Source organism: Ferrovibrio sp., from assembly GCF_046297895.1.
Lineage (GTDB): Bacteria > Pseudomonadota > Alphaproteobacteria > Ferrovibrionales > Ferrovibrionaceae > Ferrovibrio.
Genome location: NZ_JBKBHC010000009.1, coordinates 26,024 through 43,786 on the forward strand (window position 1 = coordinate 26,024; position 17,763 = coordinate 43,786).

A 17,763-nucleotide genomic window follows, 5' to 3' on the forward strand; every position below is an offset into this window, starting at 1 on the left:
TAAAATATTAGGAGTGATAGCCGGAATGTCCAGCCGGGTGCGGCGGCGAGCCCGGAAAACCGGGATATCGCCGCCCCGCGACGACGCCTGAAACGGCAACGGCCGCCCCTTTCGGGGCGGCCGCCATATAGCCGTAAGCGCGGGAATTACTTGCGCAGGAAGATCTGCGCGTTGCGGTTCTCGTCGTTGCGCACGCCATCGGCGGTCGGCACACGCGGCTTATTCTCGCCGTTGGCCACCGTCTGGATCGCACCCTGCGCAATGCCCTTCGAGCGGAGATAGTTCGCCACGGCATCGGCACGGCGCTGCGACAGGCGCTGGTTGTAGGCATCCGAACCCGAGCGGTCGGCGTTGCCTTCGATGCGCACATTTGTCATGCCGGTCGCACGGTAGTCGGCGATGGCGCGATCAAGCACCTGCGTCGCCACGGGGCTGAGGTCCGACTTGTCGAAGGCGAAGAACACGATGTAGGTCTCCGGCAGGCGCGGCGCCGGGGCGGGAGCGGCGGCAGGCGCCGGGGCCGGCGGCGGGGGCGGCGGCGGAGCGGCGACGGCCGGCTGCGGCTTCGGAGCCGGAGCGCCGAAGCGATAGGTCACGCCCAGCATGATCGCATGGTTCGCCCAGTCGGCATCCACCGAGGTACCCGTGGTGGTGTTCAGGCTGAGATCGCCAAAGCTGGCGGTGTAGCGGTAATCGGCGCTCAGCAGCCAGTTCTCGGTGAGCGCGTAGGACGCGCCGACGATGCCCTGGTAGGCAAAGACATTGTCGCTGTCGTCGAGGACGCGGGTGGCGTTCACGCGGGCATCGTTGACGCTGACGCGGGCGCCGCCAAGACCGACGCCGATGAAGGGATTGAACTTCTCCTTCGGCATGAAGTCGTAATAGACGTTGGCGAACAACGACCAGGCCTTCACGTCGCCGGTGGCGGTGACGCCAGTGGCGTTCGTGCCGTCGACTTCGTTGCTGCGGTAGCCCAGCTCCAGTTCGGAGCGGAAATTGTTCATGAAGCTGAAGCCGGCCTTGCCGAGCAGGCCGTAGCCGAGGTCGAAATCGACGTCGTTGCTGGTCCCGCCGCCGGAGACCGAGCTTTCGGTCAGCCAGTTCGGGCCGGCCGACACGCCGAGATACCAGTTCTCCTGCGCGGATGCCGGAGCCGACGCCATGGCCGCAAGAGCGGCACCCGCCAGCAGAGCGACACGAATCTTCATGAGAATCTCCTCAAAAATTGGATAGGCGCCGCAACCGCGGCCCCTGACGTCTCAACCCCACGGCGACTATAGCAGCAGCTTTCGGGATTCGCATAACCCAGGGCCGCGAGTCTGCTGGAAAATAGCCCGCTGTGGCAGATCGGCAACAGATCAGGCCGCTTTTTCAAGGGCCTGCCGCAAATCCTCCAGCAGGTCCCGCCAGTCTTCCAGCCCCACCGAGAGCCGCAGCAGGTCCTCGCCGATGCCCAGACGGGCACGTTCCTCCGGACTCAACCTCTGGTGTGTGGTGGTGGCCGGGTGGGTGATCAGACTCTTGGAATCGCCCAAATTATTCGAGATATCCACCAATTCCAGGGCATTCAGCATACGGAAGGCTCCCGCCTTGCCGCCCCTGACGCGTAGGGCAAGCATGTTCCCGCCGGCACTCATCTGCCGCATGGCCAGGGCATGCTGCGGATGGTCGGCCCGGCCGGGATACAGCAGGGCCGGTGCATTGGCCGGCGCCGCCAGCCCCGGATGGCCGGCCAGGGCATCGGCCAGCCGGGACGCGTTTTCGACCTGGCGCGATACCCGCAGTTCCAGGGTTTCCAGGCCCTTGAGCATGACCCAGGCATTGAAGGGGCTGAGCGCGGGGCCGGTATGGCGCAGATAGGGGGTCAGTTCATTGGTGACGAAATCCTGGCTGCCCAGGACCACGCCGCCCAGGCAGCGCCCCTGCCCGTCGATATGCTTGGTGGCGGAATAAACCACGATGTCGGCGCCGAGTTGCAGCGGCTTTTGCAGCAGCGGCGTGGCGAAGACATTGTCGACCACCACGCGGGCGCCGACCCGATGCGCCAGTTCGGCCACCGCAGGCAGGTCGATCACCTCCAGCGTCGGATTGGATGGCGTCTCGAGGAAAACCGCGCGGGTGCGCGGGTTGATCGCCTGTTCCCAGGCCGAAAGATCGGTGCCGTCGATCAGGTGCGTCCTGATGCCGAAACGGGGCAGCAGTTCCTCGACGATGTAGCGGCAGGAGCCGAACACGGCGCGGGCCGATACGACCTCGTCGCCGGCCTTCAACTGGCACATCAGCGCGGCGTTCACCGCCGCCATGCCGCTGGCGGTGGCGCGCGCGGCCTGCGCCCCTTCCAGCAGGGCCATGCGCTGCTCGAACATTTCCACGGTGGGATTGCCGAAGCGGCTGTAGACGAAACCCGGCTGCTCGTTCCTGAAACGCGCCTCTGCCGACTCGGCGCTGTCGTAGCAGAAGCCCGAAGTCATGAAGATCGCTTCCGAGGTTTCGCCGAAGCCGCTGCGCACCGTGCCGCCGCGCACCAGCCGGGTCGCCGGCCGCCAGGTGGAACTCTTCTTGCTGTCGCTCATCGCGTGTCGTCCTCTGGTCCGATATCAACGAAACCGGGGGCGAAAAAACAAAAAACCCCGGCGCCGCAGGCCCGGGGTTTTGGGATAAAACCGCCCGACCTTTTAGCGGTTTGTTTTACGTGGTCCGCAAGCCGGTCGGCTCAAATCACCACGAATGGTCCAGCGTGATACGGCGCGGCGGGGAAGCCGTCAAGCCTGATTCGCGGCTGCCGCGCCTATCCCAGGCTCCGCAGCGCCTCGGTTGCCGCCATCCGGCCAGACAGCCAGGCCCCGGCGGCCGACCCCGCCCATTCGGGGGAAGCGAAGGCCTCGCCGGCAAACAAGACCCGGCTGCGTCCGGCCGCAGAGGCGAGCGGCCGGCCGGCGTTGCGGCGCGCCACGGCAAAGCCGGGCCGGGCCGCGGCGATAGCGCCGCGACTGTATGAATCCTGTCCCCAGGCCGAGGCAATGCCGCGCTGGAACCGCCGATCGACGGCATCGCCGAATATCAGCCTGATCTGCGCGCGGGCCGCGGCGATCATCGCCGCCTCGCCCTGCCGTTCCAATTCACGGGCATGCTCGCCGCCGACCGACGCGACCACCACGGGCGTGTTGTGGACATTCAGCCTGAAGCCAAACGCCCGGCTGCCGCCGCCATTGGCCCAGAGCTGGGTGTTCGGCGGCGCATTGAAACTGGCCGGTTCGTACAACAGGGCAATACGGTTGATCAGCCCCATATTCATGCGGCCCAGGGCCTCGCGCTGCGCCGCCGGCAGCTCAGGCTGGAACAGGATGCCGTCGCGCGCGGCCAGCACGCCCAGCGGCACGGTGACGATGCAGGCCTCGGCCTGCACCTGGCCTTCCGCGGTCACGAGCGTCACGCCGGAATTGCCCCAGTCGATGCGCACCACCGGCTTGCCGGTGAAGACCGGCAAGCCGGCGGCATATTCGGCCGCCCAGGCACCGAAGCCGCCCGGCAGCCACGCATCGTTGCCGGTGCCCGAGAGGCGCGGCGCGTCAAGCGCGGATACCTGACCATATTCGACGCCGACATGCAGCGGCCCGGCCATGGCGCGCGCCAGATCGGCCCAGCGCTGGCCGCCATTCACATCGAGTTTGGCGCGGCTGGCCAGGGTGGCATCGACGCGCAGGGTCTTGGCATCGAGCAACGCGTCGTCGAGGCGGTCGTACAGCAGGCCAAGCAGATCGTAGTCTTCCGTCGCCGCGTCGCGCAGGGCGCCGTCGCGGTCGCGGTCGAACAGCCAGAAATCGCCATCGTCGCTCTGCAGGTTGCCTTCGCGCCGACGCATCTCGCCAGCCAGCGGATTGATATCGGCCGATTTCAGAAAGGCGGCGCCGAGATCGACCGGATGCCCGAGGCGGGCCGTATCGGTGAAGGCCCGGCCGCCGATGCGATTGCGCGCCTCCACGACGGCGACCGTGCGGCCACGTTCCTGCAGCAGGCGCGCCGCCGACAGACCGGCAATGCCGGCGCCGACGACGGCCACATCGACCTCGCCTGGCAAGGCGGCCTGGGCAGGCGCGGCAGCCGGCAATCCCAGCAGCGGCAGCGCGGCCATGGTTGCCGCGCCCTGGATCGCTTCTCGACGGCTGACGCGCTTCATGCCGGCATTATGCCGCGAGAGCGGCGCAAAGATCAAAATTAAAGCCGGGCCGCAAGGCGGCCCGGCTTGGTCGTGTCCGTCGAGTGTCAGCGCCGAACGGAGTATGACACAGCGATTACTTCACCTGCAGCGCCCGACGCAGGGCGGCGTTCGCCTGCGCGATCGCGGCAACCGTGGCCGGGCTTTCGGCCAGACCGTTCAGCATGACGAAGTCGTGGATGGCGCCGTTATACCGCGTCGAGGTAACGCTGACTCCGGCTTCGATCAGTTTGCGGGCATAGGCCTCGCCCTCGTCACGCAGCAGATCGTTCTCGGCAACAATCACCGTCGCCTCGGGCAGGCCGCGCAACTGATCGACCGATGCCTTCAGCGGGAAGGCCAGAACCTCGTTGCGCGCCGTCTTGGGCAGGTAGGCGTCGAGGAAGAAGTGCATCGCGTTCGTCGTCAGCCAGGGACCGTTGCCGAAGGCGGCATAGGAAGCGTTCAGCGAGATGTCGTCGGTGACCGGATAGAACAGCACCTGATGGCTGATCTTGGGGCCGCCGCGCTGCTTGGCCAGCAGCGTCACCGCCGCCGCCATGTTGCCGCCCGCGGAGTCGCCGGCCACCGCCAGGCGGCTGGCATCGACATTGAGAACCCTGGCATTCTCGACGACGTATTTCGTCGCCGCGTAGGCCTCCTCGTTGGGCACCGGATACTGCACGTCCGGCGTGTTGCGGTAGTCGACGAAGATCACGGCGACGCGGGCGCCGACGGCGATCTCGCGGATCAGGCGGTCATGGGTATCCTTGCCGCCGAGCATCCAGCCGCCGCCGTGGAAATACATCACCACCGGCAAGGCCTCGGCGACGCCTTCGGGACGCACGATCCGCACATTGACGCTGCCCAGCGGGCCGGTCGGCAGGCTCAGATCCCGGATCTCGGCCGGCAGTCTGGCGACGGGGCCGGCCTGCGCGCCGGACAGGACCTGCCGGGCGGCCTGGGGCGACAGGGTATAGATCGGCGGGCCGCCAGCCGCCGTGACGGCATTCACGAAGCCTTGGGTGACGGCATCGAGATGGGCAGGCTGCGCCTGGGCCGGAAGCGGGGCGGCAAGAGCCAGAAGGCCGGCAGCGAGCGCGGTGGAGGCCAGGATACGGCGGGAATTCTGCAACAGAGACATTGTTTTAGCTCCTTCAAGTATGGCCGGGCGGCCATCTGGCGGCCCGGATCCGTGCTCCGGATGGCTAATATTTATCGTGATAAATTATAGTTTGATAATTGATTATTCGGCATGGCCGTTATGCATATATCGCATACGATAAATTATTATGCGATATATAATCGCAATCGAAGATCCCCGGAGCCACGCACCATGCCCGACACCGTCGCCTCGACCGGCAGCAGCGCCCTCGCCTTGGACAACCAGCTATGCTTCGCCATCTATTCCACTGGCCTGGCCTTCAACCGCCTGTACAAGCCCTTGCTCGACGCCATGGGCCTGACCTATCCGCAATACCTGGTCATGCTGGCTTTGTGGGAAACCGACGGCCTGATGGTGGGTGAGCTGGGCGAGCGGCTGTTCCTGGAATCCAGCACGCTGACGCCGCTGCTCAAGCGGCTGGAAAGCGCGGGCTTTGTCACGCGCCGGCGCAATCCCGCCGACGAACGCCAGGTGCATATCCATCTGACCGAGGCGGGCCGGGCATTGAAGCAGCAGGCCATGGTCTGTCCGGCCACGATCCTGAAGGCCTCGGGCCAGAGCATGGAGCAACTGATGCAGATGAAGGATGCGGCGGTGAAGCTGCGCGACGCCTTCAATGGCTTCAACGCGGCACGCTGAAGCCCCTGGCCGATTCAGCGGCCGGAGCGGAAGGGATGCGCGGCGAAGACGCCGATCACCTTCAGTGAGCGGCTGAAATATTCCAGCTCCTGCAGCGCCAGATCGACATTGCGCTGGGCCGGGTGGCCCTCGATCTCGGCATAAAACTCCGCCACCTGGAAACCATCCGAGAGATAGCTTTCCAGCTTCACCACGTTGACGCCGTTGGTGGCGAAGCCGCCCAGCGCCTTATACAAAGCCGCCGGCACGCTGCGCACGCGGAACATGATGGCGGTGAGGCTGTTGCCAAGCTGCGGATCGGGATCGCGGCGCTGGCGCTCAAGCTTGATGAAGCGCGTGGTGTTGGTGTGGTTGTCCTCGATATCGGCGCGCAGCACCTGCAGGCCGTAAAGCTCGCCGGCGATGGATGAGGCTATCGCCGCCTCCTCCGGATTGCCACGCTCGGCCACGTCCTTGGCCGAACCGGCGGTATCGGTGGAGACGATCGGCTCGAGTCCCAGATCCTTGATCACGCGCCGGCATTGCGACAGCGCCTGCACATGGCTGTAGACGCGCTTGATGCTTTTCAGGCTGGCCGATTTCGGGGCCAGAAGCTGATGCCGCACGCGCAGGAAATGCTCGGCGGTGATGTAGAGTCCGCCCTCGGGCAGAAGCTGATGGATATCGGCGACGCGACCGGCGGTGGAATTCTCGATCGGGATCAGGCCGCAGGCGGCGCGCCCCTCGCGCACGGCGGCAAAGGCATCCTCGAAGGTGGCGCAGGGCAGCGGCACCATGTCGGGCAGCGCCTCGCGGCAGGCCAGATGCGAATAGGCGCCGGGCGCGCCCTGGAAGGCGACGATGCGCGCAGGATCGGTGGCGGCGGTGGCGATCTGGGCAGGCATGGGGATCTCTTCAGCGGAAAGGGGCTTATCGCTGCGCGGCCATCACCTGGCGGATGCGCTCAAGGTCGGCGGGAGTATCGACACCGAGCGGCAGGGTGTCAACGACGGCTGCCGCGATGCGCATGCCGTTCTCCAGCGCGCGCAGCTGCTCCAGTTTCTCGCGCTGCTCCAGCGGCGACGGCGGCAGCGCCACGAAGCGCTGCAGGGCGGCACGGCGATAGGCATAGATGCCGATGTGATGCCACAGCGGCCCCTCGCCGCCCGGCACCGGCCGGCGGCTGAAATACAGCGCCGGGCCGATGCGCTCTCCCGGCCGCAGGCTGAGCACCGCCTTCACCACATTGGGATCGTCGATCTCGTGCCGATCGATGATCGGCGTCGCCAGCGTGGCAATGTCGATGCGCGGATCGGCGAGCGGCTTCAGCGCGGCGGCGACAACCGCCGGGTCGATGGCGGGCAGGTCGCCCTGCAGATTGATCACCGCATCATGCCGGCCCTCGGGGTCGAGTTTGACCAGCGCTTCATGGATGCGGTCGGAGCCCGAGGGATGGTTCGGATCGGTCATCACCGCCTCGCCGCCGGCGGCGCGCACCGCGCCGGCAATCGCCTCGTCGCCGCAGGCCACCGCCACGCGGGCAAAGCCGGCTTCCTGCGCGCGGCGCAGGCAATGCACGATCATCGGCTGGCCGTGGATGTCGGCCAGCGGCTTGTCGGGCAGCCGCGTCGAGGCCAGCCGCGAGGGAATCAGCACAATCGGATTGCTGGGTGGACTCGATTGGCTAAGTGTCTGGTCGACGGTCATTTGCGGTCCTGATCGCGAGGCGGCGAGGTGCGGCAATCCGCCGCAGCCCGGGCAGGCGGATGCCCTCTCCGGCGGGATATATACGGGTTGCGAACGGACCGGGGAAGCCGCTAATGTCACGGCGATTTTTGGGCCGTTTCGGCCCGTTTTAGACCGGTTTCGCTGCCGCCGCCCCAAGCACCGGCGCAGCGTCGATGGCAGGAGTGTCGCGAGATGGATAGTTTCGAACTGAACAAGATGATCGGCGCCGTGCTGTTCTGCCTGCTGATCATCATGGGCGTGAATCAGTTCGGCAACATCCTGGTTTCGCCCAAGAAGCTGGCCGAGCCGGCCTACAAGATCGAGGTGGCCGAGGAGGCCCCGAAGGGCGGCGCCGGCGCGGCCGCCAAGCAGGAAGAAGCCGATCCGCCGATCGCCACCCTGCTTGCATCGGCCAATGTCGATGCCGGCAAGAAGGCCTTCAGCAAGTGCGTCGCCTGCCATACCCCCGACAAGGGCGGTGCAGCCAAGGTGGGTCCGAATCTCTACGACATCGTCGGCGCCGCGAAGGGCCACATGGCCGGCTTCGCCTATTCCGACGGCCTGAAGAAGACCGGCGGCGAGTGGAGCTACGACAGCCTGAATGCCTTCCTGAAGAATCCGAAGGCCTATGCTCCGGGCACCAAGATGGCCTATGCCGGCTCGAAGAGCGCCAAGGAGCGCGCCGATCTCATCGCCTATCTGCGGTCGCTGTCGGACAACCCGAAGCCGCTGCCGTAAGCAGACCATCATTGCGCCAGACCACGGGCCGGGATCGTCATCATGCCTGACGCCCCGGCCCTTTTCTTGTCCAAAGCAGACGATCTGGTGGCTTTCGCCCACCGGCTCGCCGACCTGGCCCGCGCCGAGATCAGGCCGCATTTCCGCCAGCGCATCGACATCGTCAGCAAGGCCGACGACTCGCCGGTCACCGTCGCAGACCGCAATGCCGAGGCGGCCATGCGCAAGGCCATCGAGGCGACCTATCCCGATCACGGCATCTTCGGCGAGGAATACGGGCCCGTCCGCACCGATGCGGCCTGGCAGTGGATTCTGGATCCCATCGACGGCACCAAGAGCTTTGTCGCCGGCCTGCCGATCTTCGGCACGCTGATCGCACTGACCTTTGAAAACCAGCCGGTGCTGGGCGTGATCGACCAGCCGATCATGGCCGACCGCTGGCTCGGCGCCAGCGGCCGTCCCACCATGTTCAACGGCAAGCCGACCCGGACCAATGCCGAACGCGTATTGAAGGACGCGGTGGTGATGACCACCTATGTCGACAGCTTCACCGAGAGCGAACATGCCGCATTTGTGAAGCTGCGCAGGGACTGCCGCATCAATCGGATGTCCGGCGACTGCATCGCCTATGGTATGCTGGCCTCTGGATTTGCCGATCTGGCGCTGGATGGCCGGATGCAGCCATACGATTACGCCGCGCTCGGCCCGGTGGTGGCCGGGGCCGGCGGCGTGATCACCGACTGGGAGGGAAATCCGCTGGATCCCCGCGGCCGGTCCAGGGTGCTGGCGGCGGCCAATCCGGCCCTGCATGCCGCGGCTATGCAGTATCTGTCTGGAGCTTGATCTTCTTGGGAGCGACCCGAATGCGAACCGTCCTGTTGTCCGCCCTGCTCGCCCTCTCGTTGACCAATCCGACCCTCGCCCAGAGCGGCAAGACCAGCCATGCGCTGTCGCTGATTGGCGCGCCGAAATACGGCCCGGATTTCAAGCAGCTCGATTACGTCAATCCGAACGCGCCAAAAGGCGGCGAGGTCAAGCTGTTTGCCATCGGCGGTTTCGACAGCCTCAACCCCTTCATCCCGAAGGGCGACGAGGCGCCGGGCCTGGGGCTGATCTATGAGACCCTGATGGTCTCGCCGATGGACGACGACACCAGCGAATACGGCCTGATCGCCGAAAGCGTGGAGGTGCCCGAAGACCTGAGCTGGGTGGCGTTCAATCTGCGCGCGGAGGCGAAATGGGCCGACGGCAAGCCGATCACCGCCGAGGATGTGGCATGGAGCTTCGAGCAGATCCAGAAACATGGCGATCCGCAGATGCAGCTCTATTATGCCAATGTTCAAAAAGCGGAAGTTCTCTCGCCCCGAAAGGTGAAGTTCAGCTTCTCGGGGCCGAGGAACCGCGAACTGCCGCAGATCATGGGGCAGCTGCCGGTGGTGCAGAAGGCGCAATGGGAAAAGCGCGGCTTCGACAGGACCACCCTGGAACCCTGGACCGGCTCGGGCCCCTATCGCATCGCCGGCCTGGAGGCCAACCGCTTCATCGTCTATGAGCGCCGCAGCGACTGGTGGGCGAAAGACCTGCCGGTCAACAAGGGGCGCTACAATTTCGATCGCATCCGCTACGACCTCTACCGCGACACCACGGTGACTCTGGAAGCCTTCAAGTCCGGACAATACGATTTCCGGCGCGAGAATATCGCCCGCGTCTGGGCCACCGGCTACGACTTCCCCGCCGCGCAGCAGGGACTGGTCAGGAAGGAGGAGCTGGCGCACGAGCGGCCCTCGGGCCTGAGCGGCTTCGTGTTCAACATCCGGCGCGCCAAGTTCCAGGATGTGCGCGTGCGCCGCGCGCTGACGCTGGCCTTCGACTACGAATGGACCAACAAGACCTTCTTCTTCGGCGGCTACAGCCGATCGAACAGCTATTTCGAGAATTCCGATTTCGCCGCCCGCGGCGAGCCATCGGCGGCCGAACTGAAACTGCTGGAGCCCTTCCGCGACAGGTTGCCGAAGGAGGTTTTCGGGCCGGCCTATCAGGCGCCCGTGTCGGACGGCTCCGGGCAGGATCGCAGAAACCTGCGCGAGGCGGCGCGGCTGCTGAAGGAAGCCGGCTGGGACGTGAAGGACGGCAAGCTGCGCAACGCCAGGGGCGAGGCGCTGGATATCGAATTCCTGCTGTCCGACCCCACTTACGAGCGCATCGTGGCGCCCTGGGCGCAGAATCTGCAGCGGCTGGGCGTGACGCTCACCATGCGCACGGTGGATTCGGCGCAATACATCGCCCGCATCCGCAGCTTCGATTACGACATGATCTTCTCGGGCTGGGGGCAATCCAATTCGCCGGGCAACGAGCAGCGCAGCTTCTTTTCATCGGCCGCCGCGGACAACACCTCCAGCAGCAACTGGATCGGCCTGAAGGATCCGGTGGTCGACAAGCTGATCGACGCGGTGATCTACGCACCGGACCGCGACAGCCTGATCACCGCCACCCGCGCGCTCGACCGCGTGCTGACCTGGGGACAGTATCTGGTGCCGGGCTGGAGCCTGCGCGCCGACCGCATCGCCTATTGGGACAAGTTCGGCCGGCCCAACAAGACCCCGAAGAACGGCGTCGACTTCATGGCCTGGTGGGTCGATCCGGCCAAGGCGGCGAAACTGGCCGGCGCGAAGCCGTGATGCGGCGCGAGCTGCTGGCCTCGTTTTTCTGCCTTCTTGCCATCGCGGCGCAGGCCGAGCCGCGCCACGGCCTGTCGGCCTTCGGCGACCTGAAATACCCGGCGAACTTCCGGCATTTCGACTATGTCAATCCGGCCGCGCCCAAGGGCGGCGAATTGCGCGGCTGGCAGCTCGACAGTTTCGACAACCTGCATCCGCTGATCCTGAAAGGCGTGATGGCACGCAATCTGGGCCTGACCTTCCAGAGCCTGATGGTGCGCGCCACGGACGAACCCGATGCGGTCTACGCCGATCTGGCCGAAAGCGCGGATCTGGCATCCGACCGATCGTCGGTCAGCTTCCAGATCAATGCGCGCGCCCGCTGGCATGACGGCAGCCCGGTGACCGCCGAGGACGTGGTTTTCACCGTGGAGGCGGCAAAGCAGGACGGCCATCCGCTGTACCAGCTCATCCTGCGCGACGTGGAGAGCGTGACGGCCGAAGGGCCGCGCCGCGTGACCTTCCGCTTCGCTGAGACGGAAAGCCGCCGCGACCTGCCGCTGATCGTCGCCACGCTGCCGATCCTGCCCAAGGCCTGGTTCAGGGGGCGGGATTTCGCTGCGCCGACCATCGAGCCGATCACCGGTTCCGGCCCCTACCGCATCGCCCGCGTGGATGCCGGCCGCAGCATCGTGTTCCAGCGCGTGCCCGACTGGTGGGCGAAGGACCTGCCGGTGAACCGCGGGCGCCACAACTTCGCGCAGATCCGCGAGGATTATTACCGCGACCGCGACATCGCCGTCGAAGCCTTCTTCGCCGGCGAATACGATTACCGCGAGGAGGTGATCGCCCGCGTCTGGGCCACCGGCTATCGCGGCAAGCCGGCCTTCGACCAGGGCCGTATCAAGCGCGAGGTACTGAAGGATGAAACGCCATCGGGCGTGCAGGCCTGGTTCCTCAACAGCCGCAAGCCGCACCTGAGCGATCCCCGCGTGCGTCAGGCGCTGAACCTGGCCTATGATTACGAATGGGCCAACAAGACGCTGTTCTACGACCTGTACAAGCGCACGCGCTCGATGTTCGAGAATTCCGATCTGGCCGCCACCGGCCTGCCCTCTGCGGCCGAGCTGAAGCTGCTGGAGCCGTTCCGTACCCAGCTGCCGCCGCAGGTCTTCACCACCGAGTTCCAGCCGCCGCGCACCGACGGCTCGGGCAACAACCGCGCCAACCTGAAGCAGGCGCAGGACCTGCTGCTACAGGCCGGCTGGCGCATCGAAAACGGCAAGCTGGTCGATGCGAAAGGCCAGCCCTTCGTGCTGGAATTCATGCTGTTCGAACCCAGCTTCCAGCGCATCATCAATCCCTTCGCCCGCAACCTGGAGCGCATCGGGATCACCGTCTCGATACGGGTTGTCGATGTCTCGGCCTTTGAGAACCGCCTGCGCAGTTTCGATTTCGACGTGATGGGGCGGCGTTTCGCCCAGCCGCTGACCCCCGGCGTCGAACAGCGCAACTACTGGTCCTCGCGCGCCGCGGCGACGGTGGGCAGCTTCAACTTCTCGGGCGTGCGCGACCCGGCGGTGGACGACCTGGTGGAGCATATCGTCTCGGCCAGGAACCGCGACGAACTGCGCGCCGCCACCCGGGCGCTAGACCGCGTGCTGATGTGGGGCTGGTATGTGATCCCGCACTGGTACAGCGGCACGGTCAAGCTGGGCTACTGGGACCGGTTCAGCCGGCCGGCGACCAAACCCGCCTACGATGTCGGCCTGATCGACACCTGGTGGATCGATCCGGAAAAAGACAAGGCATTGAATTTGCCGCGGCAGAGATGAGAGAGTAGCGCCATGCTTGCCTATATCATCCGTCGCCTGGCCCTGATCGTGCCGACCCTGCTGGGCATCATGATCATCAATTTCGCCGTGGTGCAGTTTGCGCCCGGCGGCCCGGTCGAACAGGTGATCGCCCAAGTGACCGGCACGGCGGCCGATGTCACCGCCCGCGTTTCGGGCGCCACCGGCGGCGAAACCGGCCCGGGCGCGGGATCCTTCGCCCAGGCCGCCGAAGGCAGCGCCAAATACCGCGGCGCCCAGGGTCTGGACCCAGAATTCATCAAGCGGATCGAGAAGCAGTTCGGCTTCGACAAGCCGGCGCACGAACGTTTCCTGCTCATGCTGGGCCAGTATGTCCGTTTCGATTTCGGGGTCAGCTATTTCAAGGACCGCCCGGTGGTCGACCTGATCATCGAGAAGCTGCCGGTTTCGATCTCGCTGGGGCTGTGGACCACGCTGATCGTCTATCTGATTTCGATCCCGCTGGGCATCGCCAAGGCGGTGCGCGACGGCAGCCGCTTCGACATCTGGACCTCGGCCGCCATCGTGGTGGGCTATGCCATTCCCGGCTTCCTGTTCGCCGTGCTGCTGGTGGTTCTGTTCGCGGGTGGCAGCTTCGTGCAATGGTTTCCGCTGCGCGGCCTGACCTCGGACAACTGGGACCAGCTCAGCCTGCTGGGCAAGATCGCGGATTATTTCTGGCACCTGGCCCTGCCGGTGATCGCCATGGTGATCGGCGGCTTCGCCGGCCTGGTGATGCTGACCAAGAACTCCTTCCTGGAAGAGATCAACAAGCTGTATGTGCTGACCGCGCGGGCCAAGGGCCTGTCGGAACGACGCGTGCTCTATGGCCATGTTTTCCGCAACGCCATGCTGATCGTGATCGCCGGCTTCCCGTCTGCCTTCATCGGCATACTGTTCACCTCGTCGTTGCTGATCGAGGTGATCTTCTCGCTGGACGGCCTTGGTCTGCTCGGCTTCGAGGCGGCGCTGAAGCGCGACTATCCGATCATGTTCGGCTCGCTGTTCATCTTCACCCTGCTGGGCCTGGTGGTGAATCTGATTTCCGACCTGATGTATGTGGTGGTCGATCCGCGCATCGATTTCGAGAGCCGGGAGGCCTGAAGCGATGCAGCTTTCGCCCATCAATGCCCGACGCTGGCGCAATTTCCGCGCCAATGGCCGCGGCTACTGGTCGCTGTGGATTTTTGCGCTGCTGTTCGTGGTCAGCCTGTTCGCCGAACTGGTCGCCAACGATGCGCCGCTGATCGTGAAATACGACGGCAGCTATTATTTTCCCGTGCTCAAGGCTTATCCCGAGACCACCTTCGGCGGCGATTTCGAGACGGAGGCGAAATACCGCGATGCCTTCGTGCAGGAGCTGATCGCCGAAAAGGACGGCTGGATGATCTGGCCGCCGATCCGCTACAGCTATCGCACCATCAACTACGATCTCGGCCGGCCGGCGCCGGCGCCGCCTTCGCCAGAGAACTGGCTCGGCACCGACGACCAGGGCCGCGATGTGCTGGCACGGCTGATCTACGGCTTCCGCATCAGCGTGCTGTTCGGCCTGGTGCTCACCCTGCTCAGTTCGGTGATCGGCGTGATCGCCGGCGCGGTGCAGGGCTATTTCGGCGGCAAGACCGACCTGATCTTCCAGCGCTTCATCGAAATCTGGTCCGGCCTGCCGACCCTGTACCTGCTGATCATCCTGGCCAGCATCGTGCAGCCGAATTTCTGGTGGCTGCTGGGGATCATGCTGTTGTTCTCTTGGATGGCGCTGGTGGGCGTGGTGCGGGCAGAGTTCCTGCGCGCCCGCAATTTCGGCTATGTGCGCGCCGCCCGCGCACTGGGCGTTTCCGACAGCGCGATCATGCTGCGCCACCTGCTGCCCAACGCCATGGTGGCGACACTGACCTTCATGCCGTTCATCCTCAACGGCTCGATCACCACGCTGACGGCGCTGGACTTCCTCGGCTTCGGCCTGCCGCCCGGCTCGCCCTCGCTGGGCGAATTGCTCGGCCAGGGCAAGACCAACATCCAGGCGCCGTGGCTTGGCATCACCGCCTTTGCCGTTCTGGCCGTGATGCTCAGCCTGCTCATCTTCATCGGCGAAGCGGTGCGCGACGCCTTCGATCCGCGCAAGACCTTCCGGTGACCCGCATGAGCGAACAGCCCCTGCTGCGGGTGAAAGACCTGAGTGTGCGCTTCGGCGGCGATGCCGATGCGGTCAGACATGTGTCCTTCGACATCCATCGCGGCGAGACCATGGCCCTGGTGGGCGAGAGCGGTTCGGGCAAGTCCGTTACCGCATTGTCGGTGCTGCAGCTTCTGCCCTATCCGCTGGCCAGCCATCCATCCGGCTCGATCACCTATCGCGGCGGCGAGGAACTGGTCGGCGCGCCGGAACTGGTGCTGCGCAGCATCCGCGGCAACCGCATCGCCATGGTGTTCCAGGAACCCATGACCTCGCTCAATCCGCTGCATACCATCGAGCGGCAGATCAACGAGGTGCTGTTCCTGCACAAGGGCCTGGGCAAGGCCGCGGCGCGGGCCCGCACGCTGGAACTGCTGCGGCTGGTCGGCCTGCCCGAAGCCGAAAAGCGCCTGGACGCCTATCCGCACCAGCTTTCGGGCGGGCAGCGCCAGCGCGTGATGATCGCCATGGCGCTGGCCAACGAACCTGATCTGCTGATCGCCGACGAGCCGACCACAGCGCTGGACGTCACCATCCAGGCGCAGATCCTGAAACTGCTGAAGGATCTGCAGGCCCGGCTGGGCATGGCGATCCTGCTGATCACCCATGACCTGAATATTGTGCGCAAAGTGGCCGATACCGTCTGCGTGATGACGCAGGGCGAGATCGTCGAGGCCGGTCCGGTAGCCGAAATCTTTGCGGCCCCGAAGCATGCCTATACCAGGAAGCTGCTCGCCGCCGAACCCAAGGGCAAGCCGCATGCCGCCGTCGCCGGTGCCCCGGTGGTGACCGAGGCGAAAGACGTGAAGGTTTGGTTCCCGATCACCGCCGGTCTGCTGCGGCGTACCGTCGGCCATATCAAGGCGGTGGACGGCATCAGCTTAAGCATCCGCGCCGGCGAAACGCTGGGCGTGGTGGGCGAAAGCGGCTCGGGCAAGTCGACACTCGCCTATGCCCTGCTGCGGCTGCAGAAAAGCGAGGGCAGCATCCGCTTCGACGGGCAGGAGTTGCAGGGCCGCAGCTGGACCGAGATGCGGCCGCTGCGGCGCGCGATGCAGATCGTGTTCCAGGACCCGTTCGACTCCCTGTCGCCGCGCCTGAGCGTGTTCCACATCGTGGAAGAGGGCCTGCGCGTGCATGGCATCGGCCAGAGCGAGGCGGAACGCCGCGCGATGGTGGCGGAAGCCCTGACCGAAGTGGGCCTCGATCCCGCCACCATGGACCGCTATCCGCATGAATTCTCCGGCGGCCAGCGCCAGCGCATCGCGATTGCCCGCGCCATGGTACTGAAGCCGCGCTTCGTGGTACTGGACGAACCGACCTCGGCACTGGACATGAGCGTGCAGGCCCAGATCGTCGACCTGCTGCGCGACCTGCAGCAGAAGCACCGGTTGGCCTATCTGTTCATCAGCCACGATCTGCGGGTCGTGCGCGCGCTGGCCGACCGGGTGATGGTGATGAAGGACGGCCGCGTGGTGGAACAGGGCGATGCGACGCAGATATTCCAGGACCCGCAGACCGACTATACCCGCGCGCTGATCGCCGCCGCCTTCGACGTGGCGGTGAGCCACGGCCATGCCGTGCGCACCTGATCCGCCGCAGCCCCCATGGCCGTTCTGATCTATTCGAAAAACCATCCGGTGGACGACTGGGCCGCCGCCCTGAAGGCGGAAGCGCCGGATCTGGACATCCGGCTGCATCCGCAGACCGGCAACCCGAACGAGATCGACGTCGCTCTGGTGTGGAAGCCGCCGCCGGGCCTGCTGCAGAGCTTCCCCAATCTGCGGCTGATCCAGAGTTTCGGCGCCGGGGTGGACGGCATCCTGGCCGATCCGAATATCCCCAAACATGTGCCGCTGGCCCGCGTGGTGGATGGCCGCCTGACCCAGGGCATGAGCGAATACGTTCTGCTGCATGTGCTGCGCTTCCACCGACAGGCCGACACCATGGCTGCCAACCAGCGCAACCGCACCTGGCGCTGGCTGCCGCCCGTGGATGCCTCCGAGCGTGTGGTCGGGATCATGGGCATGGGCACGCTGGGCAGCCACGTCGCGAAGAAACTGGCCGATTTCGGCTTCCAGGTGGCAAGCTGGAGCCGCAGCCTGAAGGCCGTGGACGGCGTCACCAGTTTCCATGGCGACGATCACCTGGACGGCTTCCTGCGCATCTGCAACATACTGGTCTGCCTGCTGCCGCTCACGCCGCAGACAAGGGGCATCGTCAACCGCCGCACGCTGTCGCTGCTGCCGCGCGGCGCCTATGTGATCAATGCCGGCCGCGGCGGCCATGTGGTGGAGGCCGACCTGCTGCATGCGCTGGACAGCGAATGGCTGTCAGGCGCCACCCTGGATGTGTTCAACGAGGAGCCGCTGCGGCCCGATCATCCGTTCTGGACCCACCCGAAAGTGACGGTAACGCCGCATAACGCGGCCGACAGCATCCCGGCCCATGTGGCACCACAGATCGTCGACAACATCCGACGCCTGCACCAGGGCCTGCCCATCCTGCGGCTGGTGGATTACGCCCGCGGCTACTGAGCGCGGAATTCCGCCGAATCCGGCTGCGGCAATCTGCCCTGCGGCATTGCGTCCTGCGGCAATCTGACGGGTGGTTTTCCAATGCTGCGGCTGCCA

The 17,763-nt window shown here is 65.6% G+C and carries 15 protein-coding genes and 1 riboswitch; of the genes, 9 read left to right on the forward strand and 6 right to left on the reverse strand.

Annotation, left to right across the window (positions count from 1 at the left end; translation table 11 throughout):
- Nucleotides 1-146 precede the first annotated feature (146 nt).
- The 4 genes from ACK4FK_RS15675 to ACK4FK_RS15690 form a co-directional block, all read right to left on the reverse strand.
- A complete protein-coding gene (locus ACK4FK_RS15675; protein ID WP_409746110.1) occupies nt 147-1,208 on the reverse strand; it encodes an OmpA family protein in 1,062 nt (353 codons plus the stop codon).
- 150 nt (nt 1,209-1,358) lie between these two features.
- Nucleotides 1,359-2,573, reverse strand: coding sequence for an O-succinylhomoserine sulfhydrylase (metZ, locus tag ACK4FK_RS15680; RefSeq protein WP_409746111.1), 1,215 nt, complete (start codon nt 2,571-2,573; stop codon nt 1,359-1,361).
- A gap of 82 nt (nt 2,574-2,655) precedes the next feature.
- A riboswitch (SAM riboswitch) is annotated at nt 2,656-2,735 on the reverse strand.
- Nucleotides 2,736-2,788: 53 nt separating this feature from the next.
- On the reverse strand, nt 2,789-4,177 hold the full coding sequence (locus ACK4FK_RS15685; protein WP_409746112.1) for a flavin monoamine oxidase family protein: 1,389 nt from the start codon (nt 4,175-4,177) through the stop codon (nt 2,789-2,791).
- A gap of 115 nt (nt 4,178-4,292) precedes the next feature.
- Nucleotides 4,293-5,339, reverse strand: coding sequence for an alpha/beta hydrolase fold domain-containing protein (locus ACK4FK_RS15690; RefSeq protein ID WP_409746113.1), 1,047 nt, complete (start codon nt 5,337-5,339; stop codon nt 4,293-4,295).
- 192 nt (nt 5,340-5,531) lie between these two features.
- Here ACK4FK_RS15690 and ACK4FK_RS15695 point away from each other — a divergent pair, with 192 nt between their 5' ends.
- Nucleotides 5,532-5,999: a MarR family winged helix-turn-helix transcriptional regulator gene (locus ACK4FK_RS15695; RefSeq protein ID WP_409746114.1), complete on the forward strand. Its 468-nt coding sequence runs from the start codon at nt 5,532-5,534 to the stop codon at nt 5,997-5,999.
- A 14-nt stretch (nt 6,000-6,013) separates the two neighbouring features.
- Here the strand turns inward: ACK4FK_RS15695 and ACK4FK_RS15700 are convergent, their stop codons facing one another.
- Both ACK4FK_RS15700 and ACK4FK_RS15705 read right to left on the reverse strand, forming a co-directional pair.
- Nucleotides 6,014-6,883, reverse strand: coding sequence for a prephenate dehydratase (locus tag ACK4FK_RS15700; RefSeq protein ID WP_409746115.1), 870 nt, complete (start codon nt 6,881-6,883; stop codon nt 6,014-6,016).
- 25 nt (nt 6,884-6,908) lie between these two features.
- Nucleotides 6,909-7,685 (reverse strand): 3-deoxy-manno-octulosonate cytidylyltransferase, encoded by a 777-nt coding sequence (locus tag ACK4FK_RS15705; protein WP_409746116.1) that lies wholly within the window; start codon nt 7,683-7,685, stop codon nt 6,909-6,911.
- A gap of 213 nt (nt 7,686-7,898) precedes the next feature.
- Here ACK4FK_RS15705 and ACK4FK_RS15710 point away from each other — a divergent pair, with 213 nt between their 5' ends.
- From ACK4FK_RS15710 to ACK4FK_RS15745, 8 genes are read left to right on the forward strand one after another with little or no spacing between them, the layout of a single operon-like run.
- On the forward strand, nt 7,899-8,444 hold the full coding sequence (locus ACK4FK_RS15710) for a c-type cytochrome (RefSeq protein ID WP_409746117.1): 546 nt from the start codon (nt 7,899-7,901) through the stop codon (nt 8,442-8,444).
- Nucleotides 8,445-8,486: 42 nt separating this feature from the next.
- Nucleotides 8,487-9,287 (forward strand): histidinol-phosphatase, encoded by an 801-nt coding sequence (hisN, locus tag ACK4FK_RS15715; RefSeq protein ID WP_409746118.1) that lies wholly within the window; start codon nt 8,487-8,489, stop codon nt 9,285-9,287.
- 20 nt (nt 9,288-9,307) lie between these two features.
- Nucleotides 9,308-11,122 (forward strand): extracellular solute-binding protein, encoded by a 1,815-nt coding sequence (locus tag ACK4FK_RS15720; protein ID WP_409746119.1) that lies wholly within the window; start codon nt 9,308-9,310, stop codon nt 11,120-11,122.
- Nucleotides 11,122-12,936 (forward strand): extracellular solute-binding protein, encoded by a 1,815-nt coding sequence (locus ACK4FK_RS15725; protein WP_409746120.1) that lies wholly within the window; start codon nt 11,122-11,124, stop codon nt 12,934-12,936. Before ACK4FK_RS15720 ends, ACK4FK_RS15725 begins: the two co-directional genes overlap by 1 nt.
- Nucleotides 12,937-12,948: 12 nt before the next feature.
- Complete coding sequence (locus tag ACK4FK_RS15730; RefSeq protein WP_409746121.1) at nt 12,949-14,058, forward strand: microcin C ABC transporter permease YejB; 1,110 nt, start codon at nt 12,949-12,951, stop codon at nt 14,056-14,058.
- 4 nt (nt 14,059-14,062) lie between these two features.
- Entirely contained in the window at nt 14,063-15,091 is a 1,029-nt protein-coding gene (locus ACK4FK_RS15735; RefSeq protein ID WP_409746122.1) for an ABC transporter permease, read from the forward strand.
- Nucleotides 15,092-15,096: 5 nt separating this feature from the next.
- The gene (locus ACK4FK_RS15740) at nt 15,097-16,722 is read left to right on the forward strand and encodes an ABC transporter ATP-binding protein (protein WP_409746123.1); all 1,626 of its coding nucleotides are present in this window, start codon (nt 15,097-15,099) and stop codon (nt 16,720-16,722) included.
- 15 nt (nt 16,723-16,737) lie between these two features.
- Complete coding sequence (locus ACK4FK_RS15745) at nt 16,738-17,667, forward strand: 2-hydroxyacid dehydrogenase (RefSeq protein ID WP_409746124.1); 930 nt, start codon at nt 16,738-16,740, stop codon at nt 17,665-17,667.
- Nucleotides 17,668-17,763 lie beyond the last annotated feature (96 nt).